Here is an 18,130-nt window from a genome sequence, read left to right as displayed (position 1 = left end):
CACCGCAATTGGTGCTTTCCCCTGACGGAAACGCCTCTGCAAGCCCAAGGTTCCGTTAGCCGGCAAGGCCCTCAATCCGGGCCGCCCGTCGCTCAGGCGGCTGGCGCTGCGACGGCGACGCCGGGCTTGGCGGTCTCCTTGCGCACGATCGGCGCCACCTTGGTGCCGTACAGTTCAATCGCCTTCATGATCTTGGCGTGCGGCATGGCGCCGATCGCCATCTGCAGCAGGAAGCGGTCATTGTTGAAGATCTTGTGCTGGGCGACGATCTTTTCCGCCACCTGCTCCGGATCGCCGACGAACAGCGCGCCGTTCGGACCACGCGACTGATCGAAATGCGCCCGCGAGGTCGGGCCCCAGCCGCGCTCGCGGCCGATGCGGTTCATCACTTCGGCCTGCGGGCCATAGAAATCGTCGGCCGCCTGTTCAGTGGTGCCGGCGATGAAGCCGTGCACATTGATGCTGGTGGCAAGGCCCGAGGGGTCGGTACCGGCCCGCCTGGCGGCATCGCGATAAATGTCGAACAGCGGTGCAAACCGCGCCGGCTCGCCGCCGATGATGGCCAGTGCCAGCGGCAAACCGAGCACGCCCGCGCGGGCAGCAGATTGCGGCGTTCCACCTATTGCGATCCAGATCGGCAATTTGTCCTGCAGCGGTCGCGGATAGACGCCGCGGTCGTTGATCGGCGCGCGCAGATTGCCGGACCAGGTGACTTTGACGCTGTCGCGTATGGCCAGCAGCAAATCGAGCTTTTCGGCGAACAACTCGTCATAGTCCTCGAGATTGTAGCCGAACAGCGGGAAGGATTCGATGAACGAGCCGCGCCCGGCCATGATCTCGGCCCGGCCGCCCGACAAAAGGTCGAGCGTTGCGAACTGCTGGAAGACGCGCACCGGATCGTCGGAGGACAGCACGGTGACCGCGCTGGTCAGCTTGATGCGCTTGGTGCGTTCGGCGGCAGCGGCCAGCGCCACCACCGGCGCGGACGCGGCATAGTCGGGGCGGTGATGTTCGCCCAGACCAAAGACGTCGAGGCCGACCTGGTCGGCCAGCTCGACCTCCTCGATCAGATTGCGTAGTCGCTGATGCGGGCCGATCGCGCCGGGGCCGGGCTCCGGGCTGACGTCGGCGAAAGTGTAGAGACCGAGTTCCATGGCATGTCATCCAAATGTTCTGATTTGCCGCTAGAGGTAGCGGCGAGCCGCCCCGGCCGCCAGAGGGGCGGATAGTGAACAGTGCATGTCGGTTTCGGCCGGCTTTGTTTAAGGGAAAACGCGTCTCCCGGCTGCAACAGCATAAACTTTCATGGCTGGCATACCGTTTTGGCGCTTGAACTCTCGGTTTTCGCGCGTATGTAAGCGTCGCGAATTGACTTCAGGGAAGTGGACTTGGCTATCTACAGGGAAAAAGACATTTTCGAGCGGCGCAATGCCGCGAACGAGGCAAAGAAGGCGCTTCTGGAGCGCTTCAAGTCAAAGCCGGCGGCTGATGATCCTGCGGTTCTGGCCAAACAGGCCGAACGCAAGGCGATTCTTGAGGCTCGCGAAATACGCGAGGCCGAAAAGGCCAGGCTGAAGCAGGAAAAGCTGGCACGCGAGGCGGTCGAGAAGGCCGAGCGCGAGGCAGCAGCCGAAGCGGCGCGTATTGCGGCCGAAGAGGCAGCGCAGGCTGAAGCGAAGATCAAGGAAGCCGAAGAAAACGAGCGCATTGCCCGTTTGCTGGCCGACGAAGCCGAACGCAAGGCCAAGCGCGACGCACGCTATGCGGCGCGCAAGCAGCGTACCGGCAGGACGCCTCCGGGCTTCTCCGCCCGCTAACGCTTCGATCGAAATGATCGGACATCAGGGTCGCCTTCCAGCGGCCCTGAAGGCGTTTGCCTAATTTAAGGGTTTGATGCCTCGGAGCTCAGGCGGCGAGCTTCAGCCCCATAATGCCGCAGACGATGAGCGCAATGCAGGCGAGCCGGATGGCCGTCGCAGGCTCGCCCAGCAGCCAGATGCCAAGCAGCGCCGTGCCGACCGTGCCGATGCCGGTCCACACCGCATAGGCCGTGCCGACGGGCAGCGTCTTCAGCGCCAGGCCAAGCAGGCCCAGGCTGATGATCATCGAGGCGACGGTGAGCACCGTCGGCAGCGGCTTCGAGAAGCCGTCGGTGTATTTGAGGCCGATCGCCCAGCCGATTTCGAACAGGCCGGCGAAAAACAGAAAAATCCACGACATCGGGATGCACTCCATTCCATGAGCATGGCGGGCCGTCCCGGCCGATTTATGGGAAGGCGCGAGGTCGTCCTCGCCGCTTCGACACAAGCGGCTGCGCCGGTGCGATCAACAAAACACCGGCCGCATCGTTCATGCCGCCGGTGTCAAAATCTGCGCCGAAACGGTTTGTCCGGATTTCAACCGTCCAAGATCTTCCGAGGCGGGCTTACTTTTCCTTGAGCCTCATCGCCTTGACGGGCGGCGCCTTGAGTGCCGGAGCCGCTGCGGGCTTCTTGGCGTCTTTTTTCGGCTTCCGAGCTTCCTTGCCCGCCTTCATCGCACCTTTAGCCATGATTCGTTCCTCCAGTTGCTGGGAGGCCAAGTGAAACAAGAGAAACGCCGGACTGCAAGGGGGCGGGCGTCTGTCGCCGGCGCCGTCGGGCCGCTTTCAACCGGTTTCTAATTTGCTCGTAAACCATTCCGGTCCGTGCCATGGTTGCCTTCGCACTGCAGCATCGGCCATGCCTTCGCCCGGCGATGATCAGGCAGTGCGGTCAGGACGACAATGCGAATCCGCATCGGCAGCGAGATGAGTTTCGATTTTCCGCAGGAAACGCCGCTGATCGCGATGCTCAACGTCCACTACTCCAGGGCCTCCGATCTCGAGCGCCCGGATTTCCTGACCTCCAACCCGCCGGTGCCGATCCAGAGCTACCGCGACAGTTTCGGCAATTGGTGCAACCGCTTCGTCGCCCCGCCCGGTCGCTTCACCTTCGGCACCGATTCGGTAATCCGCGACCCCGGCACGTTCGAGATGGGCGACCTGATGGCCTGGCAGCACGAGGTGCGCGATCTGCCGTCGGACACATTGCTCTTCCTGTTGCCGAGCCGCTTTTGCGAGAGCGATCTGCTGGCCAGCGAAGCCTGGCGGCTGTTCGGGCATACGCCGCTTGGCATTGCGCGCGTCCAGGCGGTCTGTGACTTCGTCCACAACCACATCGTCTTCAGCTACGGCAATGCGCGGCCGACCCGCACCGCGGCGGAAGCCTATCGGGAGCAAAGCGGCGTCTGCCGTGACTTTGCCCACCTCGCCGTCACCTTCTGCCGTGCGCTCAACATCCCGACCCGCTACTGCACCGGCTACATCAGCGACATCGGCCTGCCCAAACCTTGGGCGAGCATGGATTTCGCAGCCTGGATGGAGGTCTATCTCGGTGGCCGCTGGCATGTCTTTGACCCACGCAACAATTCGCCACGCATCGGACGCATCCTGATCGCCTCCGGCCGCGACGCCGCCGACGTGCCGCTGACCCACATCTTCGGACCGGGCACGCTGGCTGGTTTCAAGGTGTGGACGGACGAGATCATCGAATAGGGGCGTCTTTCCGCAAGCTGGCCTACAAGACCCTGAACGACCGGGCGATTCGTGCGTTGTGATGCCTGTGGAGCTCAGGGGCGTTACATCAGGTTCCTTGGAGGGACAGCATGGCAGCACATGGCGGGTCGAAGACGGTCATCTACGCGGCGCTCGCCGGTAATCTCGCTATTGCTGTGACCAAATTCGTCGCCGCCTTCTTCACCGGCAGCTCGGCGATGCTGTCGGAAGGCGTGCACTCGCTGGTGGATACCGGCAATGGCGGGCTGCTGCTCTACGGCATGCACCGCGCCGCCCGTCCGCCGGACCGCACGCATCCGCTCGGCCATGGCCGCGAGCTGTATTTCTGGAGCTTCATTGTCGCCCTGCTCGTCTTTGCGCTCGGCGCTGGCGTGTCCTTCTATGAAGGCGTCGTCCACATCATGGCGCCTGAGCCGGTCGCCAATCCCAAAATCAACTACATTGTGCTTGGCCTCTCGATGCTGTTCGAGGGCAGCTCCTGGTACGTGGCTCTGAAGGAGTTCCGCCAGCAGAAGGGCAAGCAAGGCTGGCTGCAGGCCGTGCAATCGAGCAAGGATCCGAGCGTCTACACGATCCTGTTCGAGGACAGCGCCGCCCTGCTCGGTCTGTTCGTCGCCTTCGCCGGCATATTGGCGGCCGAACTCCTCGACATGCCCGAACTCGACGGCGTCGCCTCGATCGGCATCGCGATGATCCTCGGCGCCACCGCCATCTTTCTGGCGCGCGAAAGCAAGGGATTGCTCATCGGTGAGCCGGCCTCCCCGGAAGTGCAGGCCAAGGTGCTGGCCATCGCCCAGCAGGATCCGGCAGTGCAGCGGGCCAACGGCGTTCTCACCGTCCATCTCGGCCCTCGACAGATCGTCGCTGGGCTGAGCATCGAATTCGAGGACCATCTGACGGCGCCTGAGATCGAAGCCTGTGTCGAGCGCATCGAGGCGCTCTTGAAAAAAGAAATGCCGGAGATCACCAGACTGTTCGTCAAGCCGCAGACGACCGGAACCTGGGAGCACCGGCGCAAGCAGGTCGAGGCAGCGTCGGACTAGTTCTGGACCAGCAGTCCACCGTTGGCCCCATCGCCTGGTCCCGCTAAGATCACCCGACGGATTTCGGAGAATCAACCATGAAAATCGATGGTGGGTGTCATTGCGGCGCCATAACTTATGAAGCAGAGGTCGACCCGGAAAAGACCTCTATCTGTCATTGCACCGACTGCCAGCAACTGACCGGCACCGCCTTTCGTGTCACTGTTCCCGCGCCTGAGGATCATTACAGGATCACCAAGGGCACACCGAAGGTCTATATCAAGACGGGATCGAGCGGCGCCAAGCGTGCCCAGGCGTTCTGCGGCGACTGCGGTTCGCATCTTTACGCAACGTCGGTTGGCGACGGGCCGAAGGTCTATGGGATCAGGGCGGGGACCGCGCGGCAACGCGAGGATCTCGTTCCGACCCAACAGAAATGGCACCGATCGGCCCTGCACTGGCTTCCGGAATTCGAGGGCGTAAGCATCGTAGAGGCGCAGTAGCACCTGCCTCCCGGTTAAACGCGGCCCAAACCAGCCAATAATGTGCTAGGCTCGCCATCAAACGGATGGCGGGGGATAGCAATGTCGGAAACGGACAAAGTGTTTGCCGGCTCGATTCCGGAAAACTACGACCGCTACATGGTGCCGTTGATCTTCGAGCCGTTCGCCGCGGATTTGGCACGACGGGCAGCGTCCTTGTCGCCCGGCGCCGTCCTGGAAGTCGCCGCCGGCACCGGCGTTGTCACCCGCGCATTGGCTCCAAAACTGTCTCCGGGCGCAAGCTATGTCGTGACCGACCTCAACCAGCCTATGCTCGACTACGCGGCCTCGCGACAAGCTCCCGACAGTCGTATACAATGGCGTCAGGCGGATGCTCTGGCGCTGCCGTTCGAAGATGCGGCTTTCGATCTCGTTTGCTGTCAGTTCGGCGCGATGTTCTTTCCCGACCGAGCCGCCGGCTATCGCGAAGCAAAGCGGGTCCTGAAGACCGGCGGCCATTTCCTGTTCAACGTGTGGGATCGCATCGAAGAGAATGTATTCGCCAATGATGTGACGAATGCTCTTGCGGAGATTTTTCCGAACGATCCGCCCCGCTTTCTCGCCCGCACGCCGCACGGCTACAATGACATTGCATTGATCCGCGGCGAGTTGGAAGCCGCAGGTTTCTCCCGTGTGGTGATCGACACGAGGGCCGAACAAAGCCGTGCCTCCTCGCCGCGCCTTCCGGCGGTTGCCTATTGCCAGGGAACTCCGCTTCGCAACGAAATCGAGGCTAGAGGAAAACTGGAAGCCGCAACCGATCACGCCGCGTCCGTGATTGCAGCCAGACACGGCAGCGGCGAGGTTGCGGCCAAGATCCAGGCGCACGTGATCGTGGCTACGGTCTAATGCATGGCGCCCAGAAGTGTGCCGCGGTTCTGGGACAACGACATGCATCAAAACAAAGACTTTTAAAGCGCGTCGTATGAATCCGTTCAGCGCGACGCGCTTTAATCGTCGCCTTCGACGACACGTAGCCTGAGCTGCCCCGTCTTGGAATCCGCCACCCGCACCCCGGCTTCGGCCTTGGCGGGTCCGCCACCGCGCACTTCGGCTTCGCTTTCGCCAAGCTCCAGCGCTTCGATCTTTTGGCCGCGCTTGGTCACCTTCGACGTCGACACCAGTATCTCGTCGATATCCTTGGCCGACTGGCCAAAATGCGTCTGCAACCGGCGCACGCGTTCGTCGACGCGCGCGACGTCTTCCATCAGCCGGATCACCTCGCCCTGGATCAGATGCGCCTGTTCGCGCATGCGGGCGTCCTTGAGGATGGCCTGGATGACCTGGATCGACAGCATCAAAAGCGACGGCGAGACGATGATGACACGCGCCCGGTGCGCCTTCTGGACCACGGCGTCGAAATTCTCGTGGATTTCGGCGAACACCGATTCCGACGGCACGAACATGAAGGCGGTGTCCTGCGTCTCGCCCTGGATCAGGTATTTTTCCGAGATATCGCGGACGTGAATTTCGATGTCGCGGCGGAAAGCCTGGGCCGCGATCTTCTGTTGTTCGGCGCCATCGGCGGCGCGAATGGCGTTCCAGGCTTCCAGCGGAAACTTGGCGTCGATGGCAAGCTGCGGCGCACCGTTCGGCATCCTGACCAGGCAGTCGGGACGGCTGCCGTTTGACAGCGTTGCCTGGAACTCGTAGGCGCCCATCGGAAGGCCGTCGGCGACGATCGCCTCCATGCGCGACTGGCCGAAGGCGCCGCGCGTCTGCTTGTTGGACAGGATCGCCTGCAATTGCACGACCTGGCCGGCCAGCGACTGGATGTTGCCTTGCGCGGTGTCGATGACCGCCAGCCGTTCCTGCAGTTTGGCGAGGCTCTCATGCGTCGATTTGGTCTGTTCGGTCATGGTTTGACCGAGCCTGCCGGTCATGGCGTCGAGGCGCTGGCCGATCGACTGGTTGAGTTCGGCCTGCCTTGCGCCGAACACGTCGGCGATAGCGCCCATGCGGCCCTGCATCTCGGCCTGGCTTTGCAAAATGCCGGCCATCCGCGCCTCGGCGTCGCGGGCGTGGTCGGCAGCTTCCGCCGCGGCGATGGTGCGCGCCTTGGCCGATCGCCACAGCGCCACGACAAGCGCCAGGAACAGGCCGAGAAACACCAGCGCGCCGATGGCCAGTGCATGGCCGAGCGTGATCGTCGTAGCGCCAAGCCGGGCAACGGGTTCGGAAAGGATGGTGCTCAGGTCGTTCATCCCGCCAGCATAGCCGATTCGCAGACCTGGCACAGATCAAAACGTGAACGAGACCGATTCGCACCGGTTGACGCTTCTCCTGCGACGTTTTAGGTGAGGCGCCATGTCGATCAAGCCGCTCATCATCCTTCCCGATCCTATCCTGCGCCAGGTTTCCAAACCGGTCGAACGCGTCGACGCGCCTTTGCGCAAACTGGCCGACGACATGCTGGCGACGATGTATGATGCGCCGGGCATCGGCTTGGCCGCAATCCAGATCGGCGAGCCGCTGCGCATGCTGGTCATCGACCTCGCCAAGGAAGACGAGCCGCCGGCGCCGCATGTCTTCATCAATCCCGAAATCCTCGAAAGCGCCGACGCTCGCTCGGTCTACGAGGAAGGCTGCCTGTCGATCCCGGACTATTACGCCGAGGTCGAGCGTCCCGCCTCGGTGCGCGTGAAATATCTCGACCGCGACGGCAAGCTGCAGGAGATCGAGGCCGAAGGCCTGATGGCGACCTGCCTGCAGCACGAGATCGACCATCTCAACGGTGTGCTGTTCATCGACCACATCTCGAAGCTGAAGCGCGACATGGTGGTCAAGAAGTTCAAGAAGCTCGCCAAGGACAAGGCGCCGGGCAAGCTGGTGGGATAGGGAAGATGCCGCTTCGCGTCATCTTCATGGGCACGCCGGAGTTTTCGGTGCCGGTGCTGCGCGCGATTGCCGAGGCCGGGCACGAGATAGCAGCCGTCTACACCCAGCCGCCGCGCGCCGCCGGCCGCCGCGGTCTGGAGCTCACACCGTCGCCGGTGCAGCGCGAGGCTGAGCGGCTGGGCATCGAAGTGCGCACGCCGCTGTCGCTGAAGGGCGAGGGCGAGCAAGCTGCTTTCCATGCGTTGCGTGCCGATGTCGCAGTCGTCGTCGCGTATGGTTTGCTGTTGCCGAAGGCTATTCTGGAGGCTCCGCGCCTCGGCTGCCTCAACGGCCACGCCTCGCTTTTGCCGCGTTGGCGTGGTGCAGCTCCCATCCAGCGCGCCATTATGGCCGGCGACGTCGAGACCGGCATGATGGTGATGCGCATGGAAGAGGGCCTGGACACCGGTCCGGTGGCACTGGTTGAAAAATGCGCCATAGAGCCCGATATGACGGCCGGCGATCTGCACGACCGCTTGATGAATATTGCTGCCACGCTGATGGTGGAAGCGCTGTCCCGATTGGAGACAAATACCCTGGCATCGACTTTGCAGGCGGCTGACGGGGTGACCTACGCCAGGAAAATCGATAAGTCGGAGACACGTGTGGACTGGACGCGCCCGGCTGCGGAGGTCCACAATCACATTCGCGGGCTGTCGCCATTCCCCGGCGCCTGGTGCGAAGCCGACATCGGCGGCCGCACGGAACGGCTGAAACTGCTTCGCTCGACGCTTTCTGAAGGTACGCTTTCTGAAAGCATGGGCGAGTCGGGAGGAATTCTCGATGACCGGCTGACGGTCGCCTGCGGGTCGGGCGCGGTCAGGCTGGTCGAAGTTCAACGGGCGGGCGGAAAGCCTGCTGCCGCGAAGGAGTTTCTGCGCGGGGCCAAGATCGAAAAAGGAATGAAGTTCTCATGAGCATGATGTCGATACGCGGCGCGACGCCGCGGGACCGCGAGGCCATACGCCTGGTCGAGGAACACGCATTCGGCCAGCAGGCGGAGGCCGGGCTGGTCGACGCTCTGGTCACCGGCGGCGACGCCGTTGTCGAACTGGTGGCGGAAGAAGACGGCCAGGTGGTCGGCCACATCCTGTTTTCCAGGCTGTTCGTCCAGAACGGCGGCAAGCAGTTCGCAGCCGTGGCGCTGGCGCCGTTGGCGGTGGAACCTTCGTTCCACGGCTCGGGCATTGGCGGTGCGCTGATCCGCGAGGCGCATATCCGCCTCAGGGATGCCGGCGAGACGCTCGCCGTTGTGTTGGGCGATCCGGCCTATTATGGCCGCTTCGGCTACAATCATGCGCGGGCCGAAATGTTCGAGAGCGAATATCAGGGCGAAGCGCTGCAGGCGCTGGCCTGGGGTGACGCACCCGAAAAAGGCAAACTGGTCTACGCCCAGGCCTTTACCGCACTCGCCGCCTGAACGAAGGGTGTATGCCGCGTTTTCGTCTCGATATCGAATATGACGGCAGCCTCTTCGCCGGCTGGCAACACCAGGCGGATCAGCCTTCGGTGCAGCAGGCGATAGAGCAGGCGATCGAGAAATTTTGCGGTGAGGCGGTGCGGATACGCGCCGCCGGCCGCACCGACGCCGGCGTGCATGCGACCGCCCAGGTGGCGCATGTCGACCTCGCCAAGGCATGGCCAAACGACAAGGTGCGCGACGCCGTCAACGCGCACCTGCAGGCGGCAGGCGCGCGCATCGCCATCCTGCAGGCCACGGTTGTCCTCAATGAGTTCGACGCCCGTTTCTCGGCCACCGGACGCCACTATCTCTACCGCATCCTCAACCGGCGCGCGCCTGCAGCGATGGAAAAGGGCAAGGTCTGGTGGGTGCCGAAGCGGCTCGATGCGGACGCCATGCACGAAGCGGCGAAAGTCCTGCTCGGCCGACATGACTTTACCACCTTCCGCTCGACGCAATGCCAGGCCAATAGTCCGGTGCGGACGCTGGAGCGGCTCGATGTAAGCCGCCAGGGCGACCTGATCGAAGTCAGGGCCTCGGCGCGCTCTTTCCTGCACAACCAGGTGCGCTCCATGGTCGGTTCGCTGAAACGCGTCGGCGACGGCGGCTGGACCGCCGCCGACCTCAAGGCCGCGCTCGCTGCACAAGACCGCGCCGCCTGCGGCCAGGTGGCGCCGCCCGACGGGCTTTTTCTCGTCGGTGTAGACTATCCGGAAAAGTTCTAGGCCGGAGCGGCGGTCGGCACAGTGATGCCGAGCAGCGCCACCAGGCCGAACAACACGGCTAGAGACACCACCAACATGCCTGCGAACACGGCGCTGCCGACAGCCGCGCCCTTGCCGATCGCGGCGTTGGTCATCCGCCAGGAGAGTACCAGCGAAAGCACCACCAGAACCAGCCACACCAATTCGGCAACCGGGTTGCCGGACGGCAGGAAAAGCCTGATCAGCGCTGAAGGCAGCAGCATCCAGGCGGTGATCGCCGACGCCCAGTTGCTGGCGACGACATAGTGGACGAAGCGGTCGCCGATGCCGGCGCGCGATGCGACCAGGGCAAGCACAACCAGGGGCAGCAGCCACGAGCCGAGGTCGACGGTCGCCAGGCGAACCAACATGCCCAGCCGACCGGCGAACGCATTGGGATCGCCGATCTCGTTGGCCGTGCCGACCCAGCCGACGATCATCGCCGGCGCGGCGACGACGATGGCGAAGAAGGAATTCCAGAATCCGTCCGCCGAAAGGTCGAGCAGCCGCAAGCCGTCGGCCTTTCCGAGCATCAGCCGCCAGGCGCCGTTAAGCGATGAAGAGGTCTCGTCAACCGAAAGCATGATCAGCCCTGCTCGAACCAGTCATCGATGAAGCGCTGGTAGATTTGGGTCAGCGTCTCGAGGTCGGCCAGTGCGACGCGCTCGTCGACCATGTGCATGGTCTTGCCGACGAGGCCGAACTCGACCACCGGGCAATAGTCCTTGATGAAACGCGCATCCGAGGTTCCGCCCGAGGTGGACAGCGCCGGCTCCTTGCCGACTGTCGCCTTGATCGACCCGCGCAGCGTCTCGATCAGCTTGTCGTCGCGCGTCAGGAAGACATGGCTCGGCCGGTCGCGCCAGATCAACTCGTAGTCGACCGGCGTCTTGCCGGTCCGGTATTTCTTGCGCTTCGCCGCCTGGTCGAGGCGGTTATGGATCTCGGCCTGCACCGTCTCGGCAGTCCATGTGTCGTTGAAGCGGATGTTGAAGGTGGCTGTCGCCTTGGCCGGAATGACATTGGTCGCCGGGTTGCCGACATCGATCGAGGTCACTTCCAGATTGGTCGGCTGAAAATCCTTCGTGCCCTTGTCGAAGACGGGCGACAGCAAGGCGTCGACCAGGCTGATCAGGCCGCGCACCGGATTGTCGGCGAGCAATGGATAGGCGACATGGCCCTGGCGGCCGTTGACCGTGAGACTGCCCGACATCGAGCCACGCCGGCCGATCTTGATCATGTCGCCGAGCGTGTCCGGATTGGTCGGCTCGCCAACGATCGCGGCGTCCCATCTCTCGCCCTTGGCCGCCGCCCAGTCGAGCAGTTTTGTCGTCCCGTTGATCGCCGGCCCCTCCTCGTCGCCGGTAATCAGCAGCGAGACCGAGCCTTTCGGACCCCCCTTTTTCTCGACATGGCGCGCCAAGGCGGCGATGAAACAGGCGATGCCGCCCTTCATGTCGACGGCGCCGCGGCCATACATCTCGCCCTTGGCGATCTCGGCGGCGAAGGGCGGATGCGTCCACGACGCCTCGTCGCCCGCCGGCACCACGTCGGTATGGCCGGCAAACATCAGATGCGGCCCGTTGCCGGAGCGACGCGCGTAGAGGTTCTCGATGTCGGGGGTGCCGTCTTCGGAAAACACAGGGCGTTCGACGGAAAAGCCGAGCGGCTTCAGCATGCCTTCCAGGGCAGCCAGCGCGCCGCCCTCGGCGGGCGTTACGGAGGCGCAGCGTATGAGGGTCGCGAGGTTGGCGGCGGGATCGGTCGGCAGTTTCATGGGCAAAGCGATAGTCGAAAGCGAAAGGCCTGTCACGGCCAGAGATGATGACCGGTCCTGCCGCCGACATTATGGTTTTCCTGTCGTATAGTGCAGGCCAACACGAGATAATCGCATGGCCAACGCCGAAAAGACCATCGTCATTGCCGGCGCCGGCAGCATCGGCTGCTATGTCGGCGGTTGCCTGGCGCTGGCCGGACGCAAGGTGGTGTTTTTGGCGCGGCCAGGCATAGCGACGGCCTTGCTGGGCGGTGGCCTGCGCATCACCGATCTCGATGGTCGCGACCGATCCATCCGGCCGGAGTCCGTCACCACCGATCCCGCCGCTGCCCTCGCCAGCGCCGACGTGGTGCTGGTGACGGTCAAGAACGGCGCTACCGAGGAGATGGCGTCGCTTGTTGCCGGACATGCGCGCAGCGATGTCGTGGTGGTCAGCCTGCAGAACGGCGTCGGCAATGCCGACCGGTTACGCGCCGGGCTCGGTGGCCGGACTGTGCTCGCCGGCATGGTGTCGTTCAATGTCGACCAGTCGGCCATAGGCAATTTGCCGCTTCACCTGCATCGCGCCAGCGACGGCAAGGTGATGATCGAAGACGGTATGGCCGGGCTTGCCGGCCTTCTCGATGTCGAAGGGCTTGGCGTGGAAACGCGTGCCGATATGAAGGCCGTGCAGTGGGGCAAGCTGCTGATCAACCTCAACAACGCGCTTGTCGCCTTGTCCGGCCTGCCGCTGGCGAGCGAACTTGCCGACCGCCGCTGGCGGCGGATCCTGGCCGGTCAGATCGACGAGGCCCTGGCGGCGATGAAGGCGTTACATATCGCGCCGGCACGAATCGGCGGCTTGCATCCCGTCCTGCTGCCGAAACTGCTCCGGCTGCCGGACTGGCTGTTCCGGCTGGTCGCCCGCCGCATGCTCGCCATCGACCCGCAGGCGCGTTCGTCGATGTGGGACGACCTCCAGCGTGGCCGGCCGACCGAGATCGGTGACCTGCAGGGGGCCGTCCTGAGCCTCGCCGAAAAGGCCGGCACGCCGGCGCCTCTGCTGAAGCGGGTCACCGCGCTGGTGCGGCAGGCCGAGCGGGAAAAGTGCGGCTCACCCGGGCTGACGCCGGAAGCCGTCACTGGATAGTCTACTTGCCGCGAGCCTCGGGCCTTGGCCCGCATAGCCCGAAAACAGGCGCGTGGGCCCGCCGCGTCACAGCTTTGGTGCGCGCCTCGGAGCCGGCGCTTTGCTCGCCGGGCCTGGCGCCGGCAGGGGCTGCGCCGCCGGGTGGTTCTCGATCAGCGTGATCTTCTGCCAGATCTTGCGCGACAGGTTGGACGCCAGGTTCTCGACGTCGTTGACGCCGTCGATGACCACATCGTCATTGACCGACTGCGCAAACAGCGCCGCGATCTTGCCGGTGATCGACAGCATCTCCGAGCAATAGTCGAGGTAGCGCGCCAGGTCGGCGGCATTGGTGATGCGAGCCGGCGAATGCGCGGTCGGCCTGAAATTGGCGGACAATGCTGCCGGATCCTTGGTCAGCTGGTGCATGTCGATGACATGGATCAGCGATCTCAACCCATGCAGCTGGCGGAACACCCGCTTGCGCTTGATGCGCTCCTCGGTGCGGATCAGCGCCAGCAGGCCGAGCACGGCAAGGATCATCATGTTGATCGTGGCTTCGATGCCTTGCACCGACTGCACCGCATCGTCGGCCTGCGAGATATGGATGAGCGGCAGGATGGTGCCGACGAATAGGAAGATCAGCGCGCCGGCGGCAACAGCGGCGACGATGGCGCCGCGCAGCCACCAGATCGGCGCTTCCAGCGCCTGCGCCGCCTTGGCCAGGTCGCGCGACAGCGACACCAGTTCGGCGGCGACGCCGCGCAGGCCGGCATCGGGAAAACGCTCGGCGACGCGCTCTTCCAGCCGCTCGGCGGTGTCGATGATCAGTTTCGGATCAAGCGTGCGGTAGCGCATGGCGAGATATCCGGTCGGCGCTCATGGTTCAGCCGGCGCGTTGCTGCGTTTGCCGTAGCGGTTCGGACCGGGGTCACCGCGGAAACACGCTAGAACGATGAGAAGAATGGGGCCGATGATAAGAGAGATCAACGCGTAATAAGTCGGCTTGCCGAAATCATGAAACCGCTTTGCGGTTACCGCAAAGCTCGACCATGTCGAGATCAGCAAAACGACCCAGAACACAAGTGCCCAGTTCTGGCTGGTTGCGGTGCCGGGTTCCAGTCTCGACAACTGGTAGAGCGGGAAAAACTGTGCAAGCACCAGCAGCAGCCCGGCGAGCACGTAGGCACTTGGGCTGACGCGCCCTGAGAGGCTGAAGAAAAGCCAGGGAAGTGGTGGTGTGTTGGGCAATCTGGAGCGCTCTGGTTGCTCGGACAGGATCAATCACGCAGCAGTTCGTTGATCGAGGTTTTCGACCGGGTCTTGGCATCGACGCGCTTGACGATGACGGCGCAGTAGAGGCCAGGGCCCGGCTCGTTGTTCGGAAAGGCCTTGCCCGGCATCGAGCCGGCGACGACGACCGAATTCGGCGGCACCTCGCCATAAAACACTTCGCCGGTGGCGCGGTCGACGATCTTGGTCGACTGGCCGATGAACACACCCATTCCGAGCACCGAGCCTTCGCGCACGATGCAGCCCTCGACCACTTCGGAGCGCGCGCCGATGAAGCAATTGTCCTCGATGATGGTCGGGCCGGCCTGCATCGGCTCCAGCACCCCGCCGATGCCTACGCCGCCCGAGAGGTGCACATTCTTGCCGATCTGGGCGCAGGAGCCGACCGAGGCCCAGGTGTCGACCATGGTGCCGCTATCGACATAGGCGCCGACATTGACGAAGGACGGCATCAGCACCGCGCCCGGCGCGACATAGGCCGAGCGGCGCACGATCGAAGACGGCACGGCGCGGAAGCCTGCCTTCTCGAAATCGACCGCGCTCCAGCCGTCGAACTTCGACGCCACCTTGTCCCACCAGACCGCCTGGCCGGGGCCGCCCTTGATGATCTCCATCGGATAGAGCCGGAACGAGAGCAGCACCGCCTTCTTCAGCCATTGGTTGACATGCCATTTGCCATCGGCCTGGCGCTCGGCAACGCGCACGGTGCCACGGTCGAGCAGGTCGAGTGAGGACTGGATGGCGTCGCGCGTTTCGCCCCGGGTCGCGGTCGAAATCGTGTCGCGCTCCTCGAAGGCCTTCTCGATCGTCTTTTCGAGGCTGGCCAGATCAGGCTTCGACATGAATTCGCTCCGTTACCACGCTGTTAAGGCCGTCGGCCTTAACCTTGTTTTGAAAGTCGCGCGGACCCTATGTTAAGGCGTATTGGGGGTCAATCGCGCGTGCGCCATGGGACGGCGCAAGTGAACTGTTGGGACGGGTAGAAAGCATATGACTCCTATGGAAAAGGCGGGATGGACGCCGCTGCCGCATTCGGACGAGGATCTGGAGCGCTCGAAAAGCGTTCCCGACACGCCGCAGACTCGCGCCGAAACCTACCGGCTGGCCTGGAACGATCCCGACTTCATGACGCGCCGGGAGTTGCGCGCTGTGCGCTTGCAGCTTGAGCTCTTGAAGCCCGAAATGATCCTGGCCGAGCGCGGCATCCGCTCGACGGTGATCCTGTTCGGCGGCGCGCGTATTCCCGAGCCCGGCGGCGAGGCCTGGGCCGCCAAGAACGAGACGCAAAAGAAAAACCTCGAGGAAAACAGCAAATATTACGAGGAGGCGCGCAAATTCGCCCGCCTCTGCTCACAGCAATCGGCCACGTCCTACTACCGCGAATTCGTCGTCGTCACCGGTGGCGGCCCAGGCGTGATGGAGGCGGGAAATCGCGGCGCCGACGATGTCGGCGCGCCGTCGATCGGCCTCAACATCGTCCTGCCGCACGAGCAGGCGCCGAACGCCTATGTGACCCCGGAGCTGTGCTTCAACTTCCACTATTTCGCCATCCGCAAGATGCATTTCGTGATGCGCGCCAAGGCCGTCGCGGTGTTTCCGGGCGGCTTCGGCACCATGGACGAGTTCTTCGAGACGCTGACGCTGATCCAGACCGGCCGCATGGAACGCGTGCCGGTGATCCTGTTCGGCAAGGCGTTCTGGCAGCGCGCGATCGACCTCGATTTCCTGGCCGAACAAGGCACCATCACGCCCGGCGACCAGGATATCATCGACTTTGTCGACACCGCGGATGAGGCGTGGGGGATTATCAGCCGGTTCTACAAGTTAGGAGAATAGGGTCGGCGAAATGGGAATTGAACTGAAGAATTGAAGAACTGAAGAATTGAGGAAAAGGAGGTCCGGATCGGTCTCCCTTTCACCAGTTCTTCAATTCTTCAGCTCCTCAATTCCTCTACCCCCTCCACTATCCCCGTCAGAAACGTCGCGAGATCGTCGGTGACGAAATCGACGTCGTCCTCATTGGCCGGATCGCGCTCCCAGATCTCGGCAAAGGTCGGCTCGAAATTGCGCGGCACCACCAGCACCGTGGTCATGCCCAGTGATTTCGGCACCTCGAGGTTGCGGGCGAGATCCTCGAACATCACCGCATTGTGTCCGGTGACGGCGTGCAGTTCGGCAAACTTCTCATAGGTCTGCCGCGACGGCTTCGGCGTCAGCCCGGCGGCGACGATATCGAAAATGTCGTCGAAATGGTCGAGTATGCCGAGCTGGCGCGCGGTGCGCTCGGCGTGCCTGCGGTCGCCATTGGTGAAGATGAACTTGCGGCCGGGCAGCTGGCGGATAGCGGTGCCCAGCACCGGATCCGGCACCAGCCACGAATAGTCGATATCATGCACCTTTTCGAGAAAGTCGTCGGGGTCGATGCCGTGACGCGTCATCAGCCCGTTCAGCGTCGTGCCATATTCCTGATAGAGTTCCTTCTGCAGCTTGCGCGCTTCCTCGCGCGGCAGCGTGAGCAGTTCTCCGACATAGGCCGTCATCTTGACGTCGATCTGCGAAAACAGATTCGAATGGTGCGGATAAAGCGTGTTGTCGAGGTCGAACACCCAGTCGGTGACATGGGCGAAGCGGGCGGGATCGGGCAGCGTGGTCATGGCGTCCTTATGGCATGAAATATCTGCCGTTCGAACCCCTTTCTGATGTAGAGCTTATCCACAACCTATGTGCATCTAGAGTTGTAAAAATGGGCTCACCATTCAAATTTTAGCCATCACGGAAAGGTGGCCTTCAGGGCTTGCTGGCACAGAGACGGTTCAGTGGGAGCCAGCGATGAGTCGCATAGTCTTAAAGTCCGCCGCGGTCGCATTCGGCTCGGTAGCCATCTCGCTTTTGCTGACGCTGATCATCGTTCCCGCCATGGGTTTTCCGGTCGACCGCACTGTCTGGCTGACATCGACGGTGTGCCCGCTGGCGCTCGCCTGGATCGCCTGCGCCAGCACCTTCTGGCAGAGCGACCGACTGAAAAACGCGCATCGCGATCTCGCCCGCGCGCATGCCCAGCTCGCCGCCGCGCATCGGCGCCTGTCGGCGAAGGCGAGCCGCGACGACATGACCGGCATGCTCAACCGCGAGAGCTTCTTTGCCGCGTTGGACGGCTCGCGGCGCAAATCCGATCGCGGCGCGCTGCTGATCATCGACGCCGACCATTTCAAGGCGATCAACGACAGTTTCGGCCATCTGACCGGCGATGACGCACTGGTGTTGATCGCCAGCGCCATCGAGCGCGGCGTCCGCAGCGGCGACGTGCTCGGCCGCATTGGCGGTGAGGAGTTCGGCGCCTTCCTGGTCGGCGCTACGGAAGCCGAAGCCCGGCGCGTGGCCGAGCGCATCCGCCGTGAAGTCGAGCTGGTCCGCTTTCGTCCGGTCGACGAGCGCACGGTGCCGCTGACCGTCTCGATCGGCGGCATCACCTGTGCGCAAGATGCCGATGTCTCGGACCTGATGCGCGCCGCCGACCGCCGGCTCTACGAGGCCAAGCACCGCGGCCGCAATTTGTCGATCCTCGACCGGGACATTTCCGAAGCTGCCTAGGTGTTGGTGGTGGGGCTGTTAACGGTTCGCCAACATTGTTTCCACGCAACTGCGCCGTTTACCGGGTTGTAACTCGTTTACAGGCAAGGCTTGGCACGGGAATGGCATGTCTGGCCGGTA

Annotated in this window: 22 protein-coding genes; 12 read left to right on the top strand and 10 right to left on the bottom strand. The window is 63.4% G+C overall.

Annotated elements, in window-relative coordinates:
• Positions 1-92 precede the first annotated feature (92 nt).
• Complete coding sequence (locus NKI06_RS09335; RefSeq protein WP_352984984.1) at positions 93-1,154, bottom strand: LLM class flavin-dependent oxidoreductase; 1,062 nt, start codon at positions 1,152-1,154, stop codon at positions 93-95.
• A gap of 234 nt (positions 1,155-1,388) precedes the next feature.
• Here NKI06_RS09335 and NKI06_RS09330 point away from each other — a divergent pair, with 234 nt between their 5' ends.
• Positions 1,389-1,817, top strand: a complete 429-nt coding sequence (locus NKI06_RS09330; protein ID WP_023673205.1) for a DUF6481 family protein — start codon at positions 1,389-1,391, stop codon at positions 1,815-1,817.
• An 88-nt stretch (positions 1,818-1,905) separates the two neighbouring features.
• On the opposite strand, the gene sugE is transcribed toward NKI06_RS09330, so the two are convergent.
• Both sugE and NKI06_RS09320 read right to left on the bottom strand, forming a co-directional pair.
• Positions 1,906-2,220, bottom strand: coding sequence for a quaternary ammonium compound efflux SMR transporter SugE (gene sugE, locus NKI06_RS09325; RefSeq protein ID WP_023681326.1), 315 nt, complete (start codon positions 2,218-2,220; stop codon positions 1,906-1,908).
• Between the two features lie 205 nt (positions 2,221-2,425).
• Positions 2,426-2,551 (bottom strand): hypothetical protein, encoded by a 126-nt coding sequence (locus NKI06_RS09320; RefSeq protein ID WP_006200611.1) that lies wholly within the window; start codon positions 2,549-2,551, stop codon positions 2,426-2,428.
• Positions 2,552-2,764: 213 nt separating this feature from the next.
• Here NKI06_RS09320 and NKI06_RS09315 point away from each other — a divergent pair, with 213 nt between their 5' ends.
• The 4 genes from NKI06_RS09315 to NKI06_RS09300 all read left to right on the top strand — a co-directional run bounded on the left by NKI06_RS09315 (position 2,765) and on the right by NKI06_RS09300 (position 6,008).
• Complete coding sequence (locus NKI06_RS09315) at positions 2,765-3,574, top strand: transglutaminase-like domain-containing protein (protein ID WP_023687480.1); 810 nt, start codon at positions 2,765-2,767, stop codon at positions 3,572-3,574.
• A 110-nt stretch (positions 3,575-3,684) separates the two neighbouring features.
• Complete coding sequence (locus tag NKI06_RS09310) at positions 3,685-4,638, top strand: cation diffusion facilitator family transporter (protein ID WP_023819256.1); 954 nt, start codon at positions 3,685-3,687, stop codon at positions 4,636-4,638.
• Positions 4,639-4,715: 77 nt separating this feature from the next.
• Positions 4,716-5,120: a GFA family protein gene (locus NKI06_RS09305; protein ID WP_023728810.1), complete on the top strand. Its 405-nt coding sequence runs from the start codon at positions 4,716-4,718 to the stop codon at positions 5,118-5,120.
• A gap of 81 nt (positions 5,121-5,201) precedes the next feature.
• Positions 5,202-6,008 carry a class I SAM-dependent methyltransferase gene (locus NKI06_RS09300; protein ID WP_023703801.1) on the top strand — a complete coding sequence of 269 codons (807 nt, stop codon included), beginning with the start codon at positions 5,202-5,204 and terminating at the stop codon, positions 6,006-6,008.
• 101 nt (positions 6,009-6,109) lie between these two features.
• Here NKI06_RS09300 and NKI06_RS09295 read toward each other — a convergent pair whose 3' ends face one another.
• Positions 6,110-7,363, bottom strand: coding sequence for a DNA recombination protein RmuC (locus NKI06_RS09295; protein WP_352984982.1), 1,254 nt, complete (start codon positions 7,361-7,363; stop codon positions 6,110-6,112).
• Between the two features lie 103 nt (positions 7,364-7,466).
• On the opposite strand from NKI06_RS09295, the gene def reads away from it, so the two are divergent.
• Genes def through truA form a run of 4 tightly spaced genes read left to right on the top strand, consistent with a single transcriptional unit; the run spans position 7,467 to position 10,223 of the window.
• Positions 7,467-7,997, top strand: coding sequence for a peptide deformylase (def, locus tag NKI06_RS09290; protein WP_023673213.1), 531 nt, complete (start codon positions 7,467-7,469; stop codon positions 7,995-7,997).
• A gap of 5 nt (positions 7,998-8,002) precedes the next feature.
• A complete protein-coding gene (gene fmt, locus NKI06_RS09285; protein ID WP_352984980.1) occupies positions 8,003-8,953 on the top strand; it encodes a methionyl-tRNA formyltransferase in 951 nt (316 codons plus the stop codon).
• Positions 8,950-9,456: a GNAT family N-acetyltransferase gene (locus NKI06_RS09280; RefSeq protein WP_352984978.1), complete on the top strand. Its 507-nt coding sequence runs from the start codon at positions 8,950-8,952 to the stop codon at positions 9,454-9,456. Before fmt ends, NKI06_RS09280 begins: the two co-directional genes overlap by 4 nt.
• An 11-nt stretch (positions 9,457-9,467) precedes the next feature.
• Positions 9,468-10,223 carry a tRNA pseudouridine(38-40) synthase TruA gene (truA, locus tag NKI06_RS09275; RefSeq protein WP_352984976.1) on the top strand — a complete coding sequence of 252 codons (756 nt, stop codon included), beginning with the start codon at positions 9,468-9,470 and terminating at the stop codon, positions 10,221-10,223.
• Here truA and NKI06_RS09270 read toward each other — a convergent pair.
• Together NKI06_RS09270 and dapE are read right to left on the bottom strand one after the other, a co-directional pair.
• Entirely contained in the window at positions 10,220-10,825 is a 606-nt protein-coding gene (locus tag NKI06_RS09270; protein ID WP_023739787.1) for a hypothetical protein, read from the bottom strand. The genes truA and NKI06_RS09270 overlap by 4 nt on opposite strands.
• A gap of 2 nt (positions 10,826-10,827) precedes the next feature.
• Complete coding sequence (gene dapE, locus NKI06_RS09265) at positions 10,828-12,018, bottom strand: succinyl-diaminopimelate desuccinylase (RefSeq protein WP_352984974.1); 1,191 nt, start codon at positions 12,016-12,018, stop codon at positions 10,828-10,830.
• 115 nt (positions 12,019-12,133) lie between these two features.
• Here dapE and NKI06_RS09260 point away from each other — a divergent pair, with 115 nt between their 5' ends.
• On the top strand, positions 12,134-13,147 hold the full coding sequence (locus NKI06_RS09260; protein WP_352984973.1) for a 2-dehydropantoate 2-reductase: 1,014 nt from the start codon (positions 12,134-12,136) through the stop codon (positions 13,145-13,147).
• A 66-nt stretch (positions 13,148-13,213) separates the two neighbouring features.
• Here the strand turns inward: NKI06_RS09260 and NKI06_RS09255 are convergent, their stop codons facing one another.
• From NKI06_RS09255 to dapD, 3 genes are read right to left on the bottom strand one after another with little or no spacing between them, the layout of a single operon-like run.
• On the bottom strand, positions 13,214-13,984 hold the full coding sequence (locus NKI06_RS09255) for a hypothetical protein (protein ID WP_023752346.1): 771 nt from the start codon (positions 13,982-13,984) through the stop codon (positions 13,214-13,216).
• A gap of 21 nt (positions 13,985-14,005) precedes the next feature.
• Complete coding sequence (locus tag NKI06_RS09250) at positions 14,006-14,410, bottom strand: DUF805 domain-containing protein (RefSeq protein ID WP_081725464.1); 405 nt, start codon at positions 14,408-14,410, stop codon at positions 14,006-14,008.
• On the bottom strand, positions 14,407-15,261 hold the full coding sequence (gene dapD, locus NKI06_RS09245) for a 2,3,4,5-tetrahydropyridine-2,6-dicarboxylate N-succinyltransferase (RefSeq protein WP_023673222.1): 855 nt from the start codon (positions 15,259-15,261) through the stop codon (positions 14,407-14,409). The genes NKI06_RS09250 and dapD overlap by 4 nt, the downstream gene beginning before the upstream one ends.
• Before the next feature lie 148 nt (positions 15,262-15,409).
• On the opposite strand from dapD, the gene NKI06_RS09240 reads away from it, so the two are divergent.
• A complete protein-coding gene (locus NKI06_RS09240; RefSeq protein ID WP_023681343.1) occupies positions 15,410-16,255 on the top strand; it encodes an LOG family protein in 846 nt (281 codons plus the stop codon).
• Between the two features lie 98 nt (positions 16,256-16,353).
• Here the strand turns inward: NKI06_RS09240 and NKI06_RS09235 are convergent, their stop codons facing one another.
• Positions 16,354-17,073 carry a pyrimidine 5'-nucleotidase gene (locus tag NKI06_RS09235; RefSeq protein ID WP_023681344.1) on the bottom strand — a complete coding sequence of 240 codons (720 nt, stop codon included), beginning with the start codon at positions 17,071-17,073 and terminating at the stop codon, positions 16,354-16,356.
• A 175-nt stretch (positions 17,074-17,248) separates the two neighbouring features.
• On the opposite strand from NKI06_RS09235, the gene NKI06_RS09230 reads away from it, so the two are divergent.
• On the top strand, positions 17,249-18,010 hold the full coding sequence (locus NKI06_RS09230) for a GGDEF domain-containing protein (RefSeq protein WP_023681345.1): 762 nt from the start codon (positions 17,249-17,251) through the stop codon (positions 18,008-18,010).
• The last annotated feature ends 120 nt before the right edge of the window (positions 18,011-18,130 follow it).

It is taken from the genome of Mesorhizobium sp. M0772, from assembly GCF_040320135.1.
Lineage (GTDB): Bacteria > Pseudomonadota > Alphaproteobacteria > Rhizobiales > Rhizobiaceae > Mesorhizobium.
This window is presented reverse-complemented; position numbering and strand designations above follow the sequence as displayed.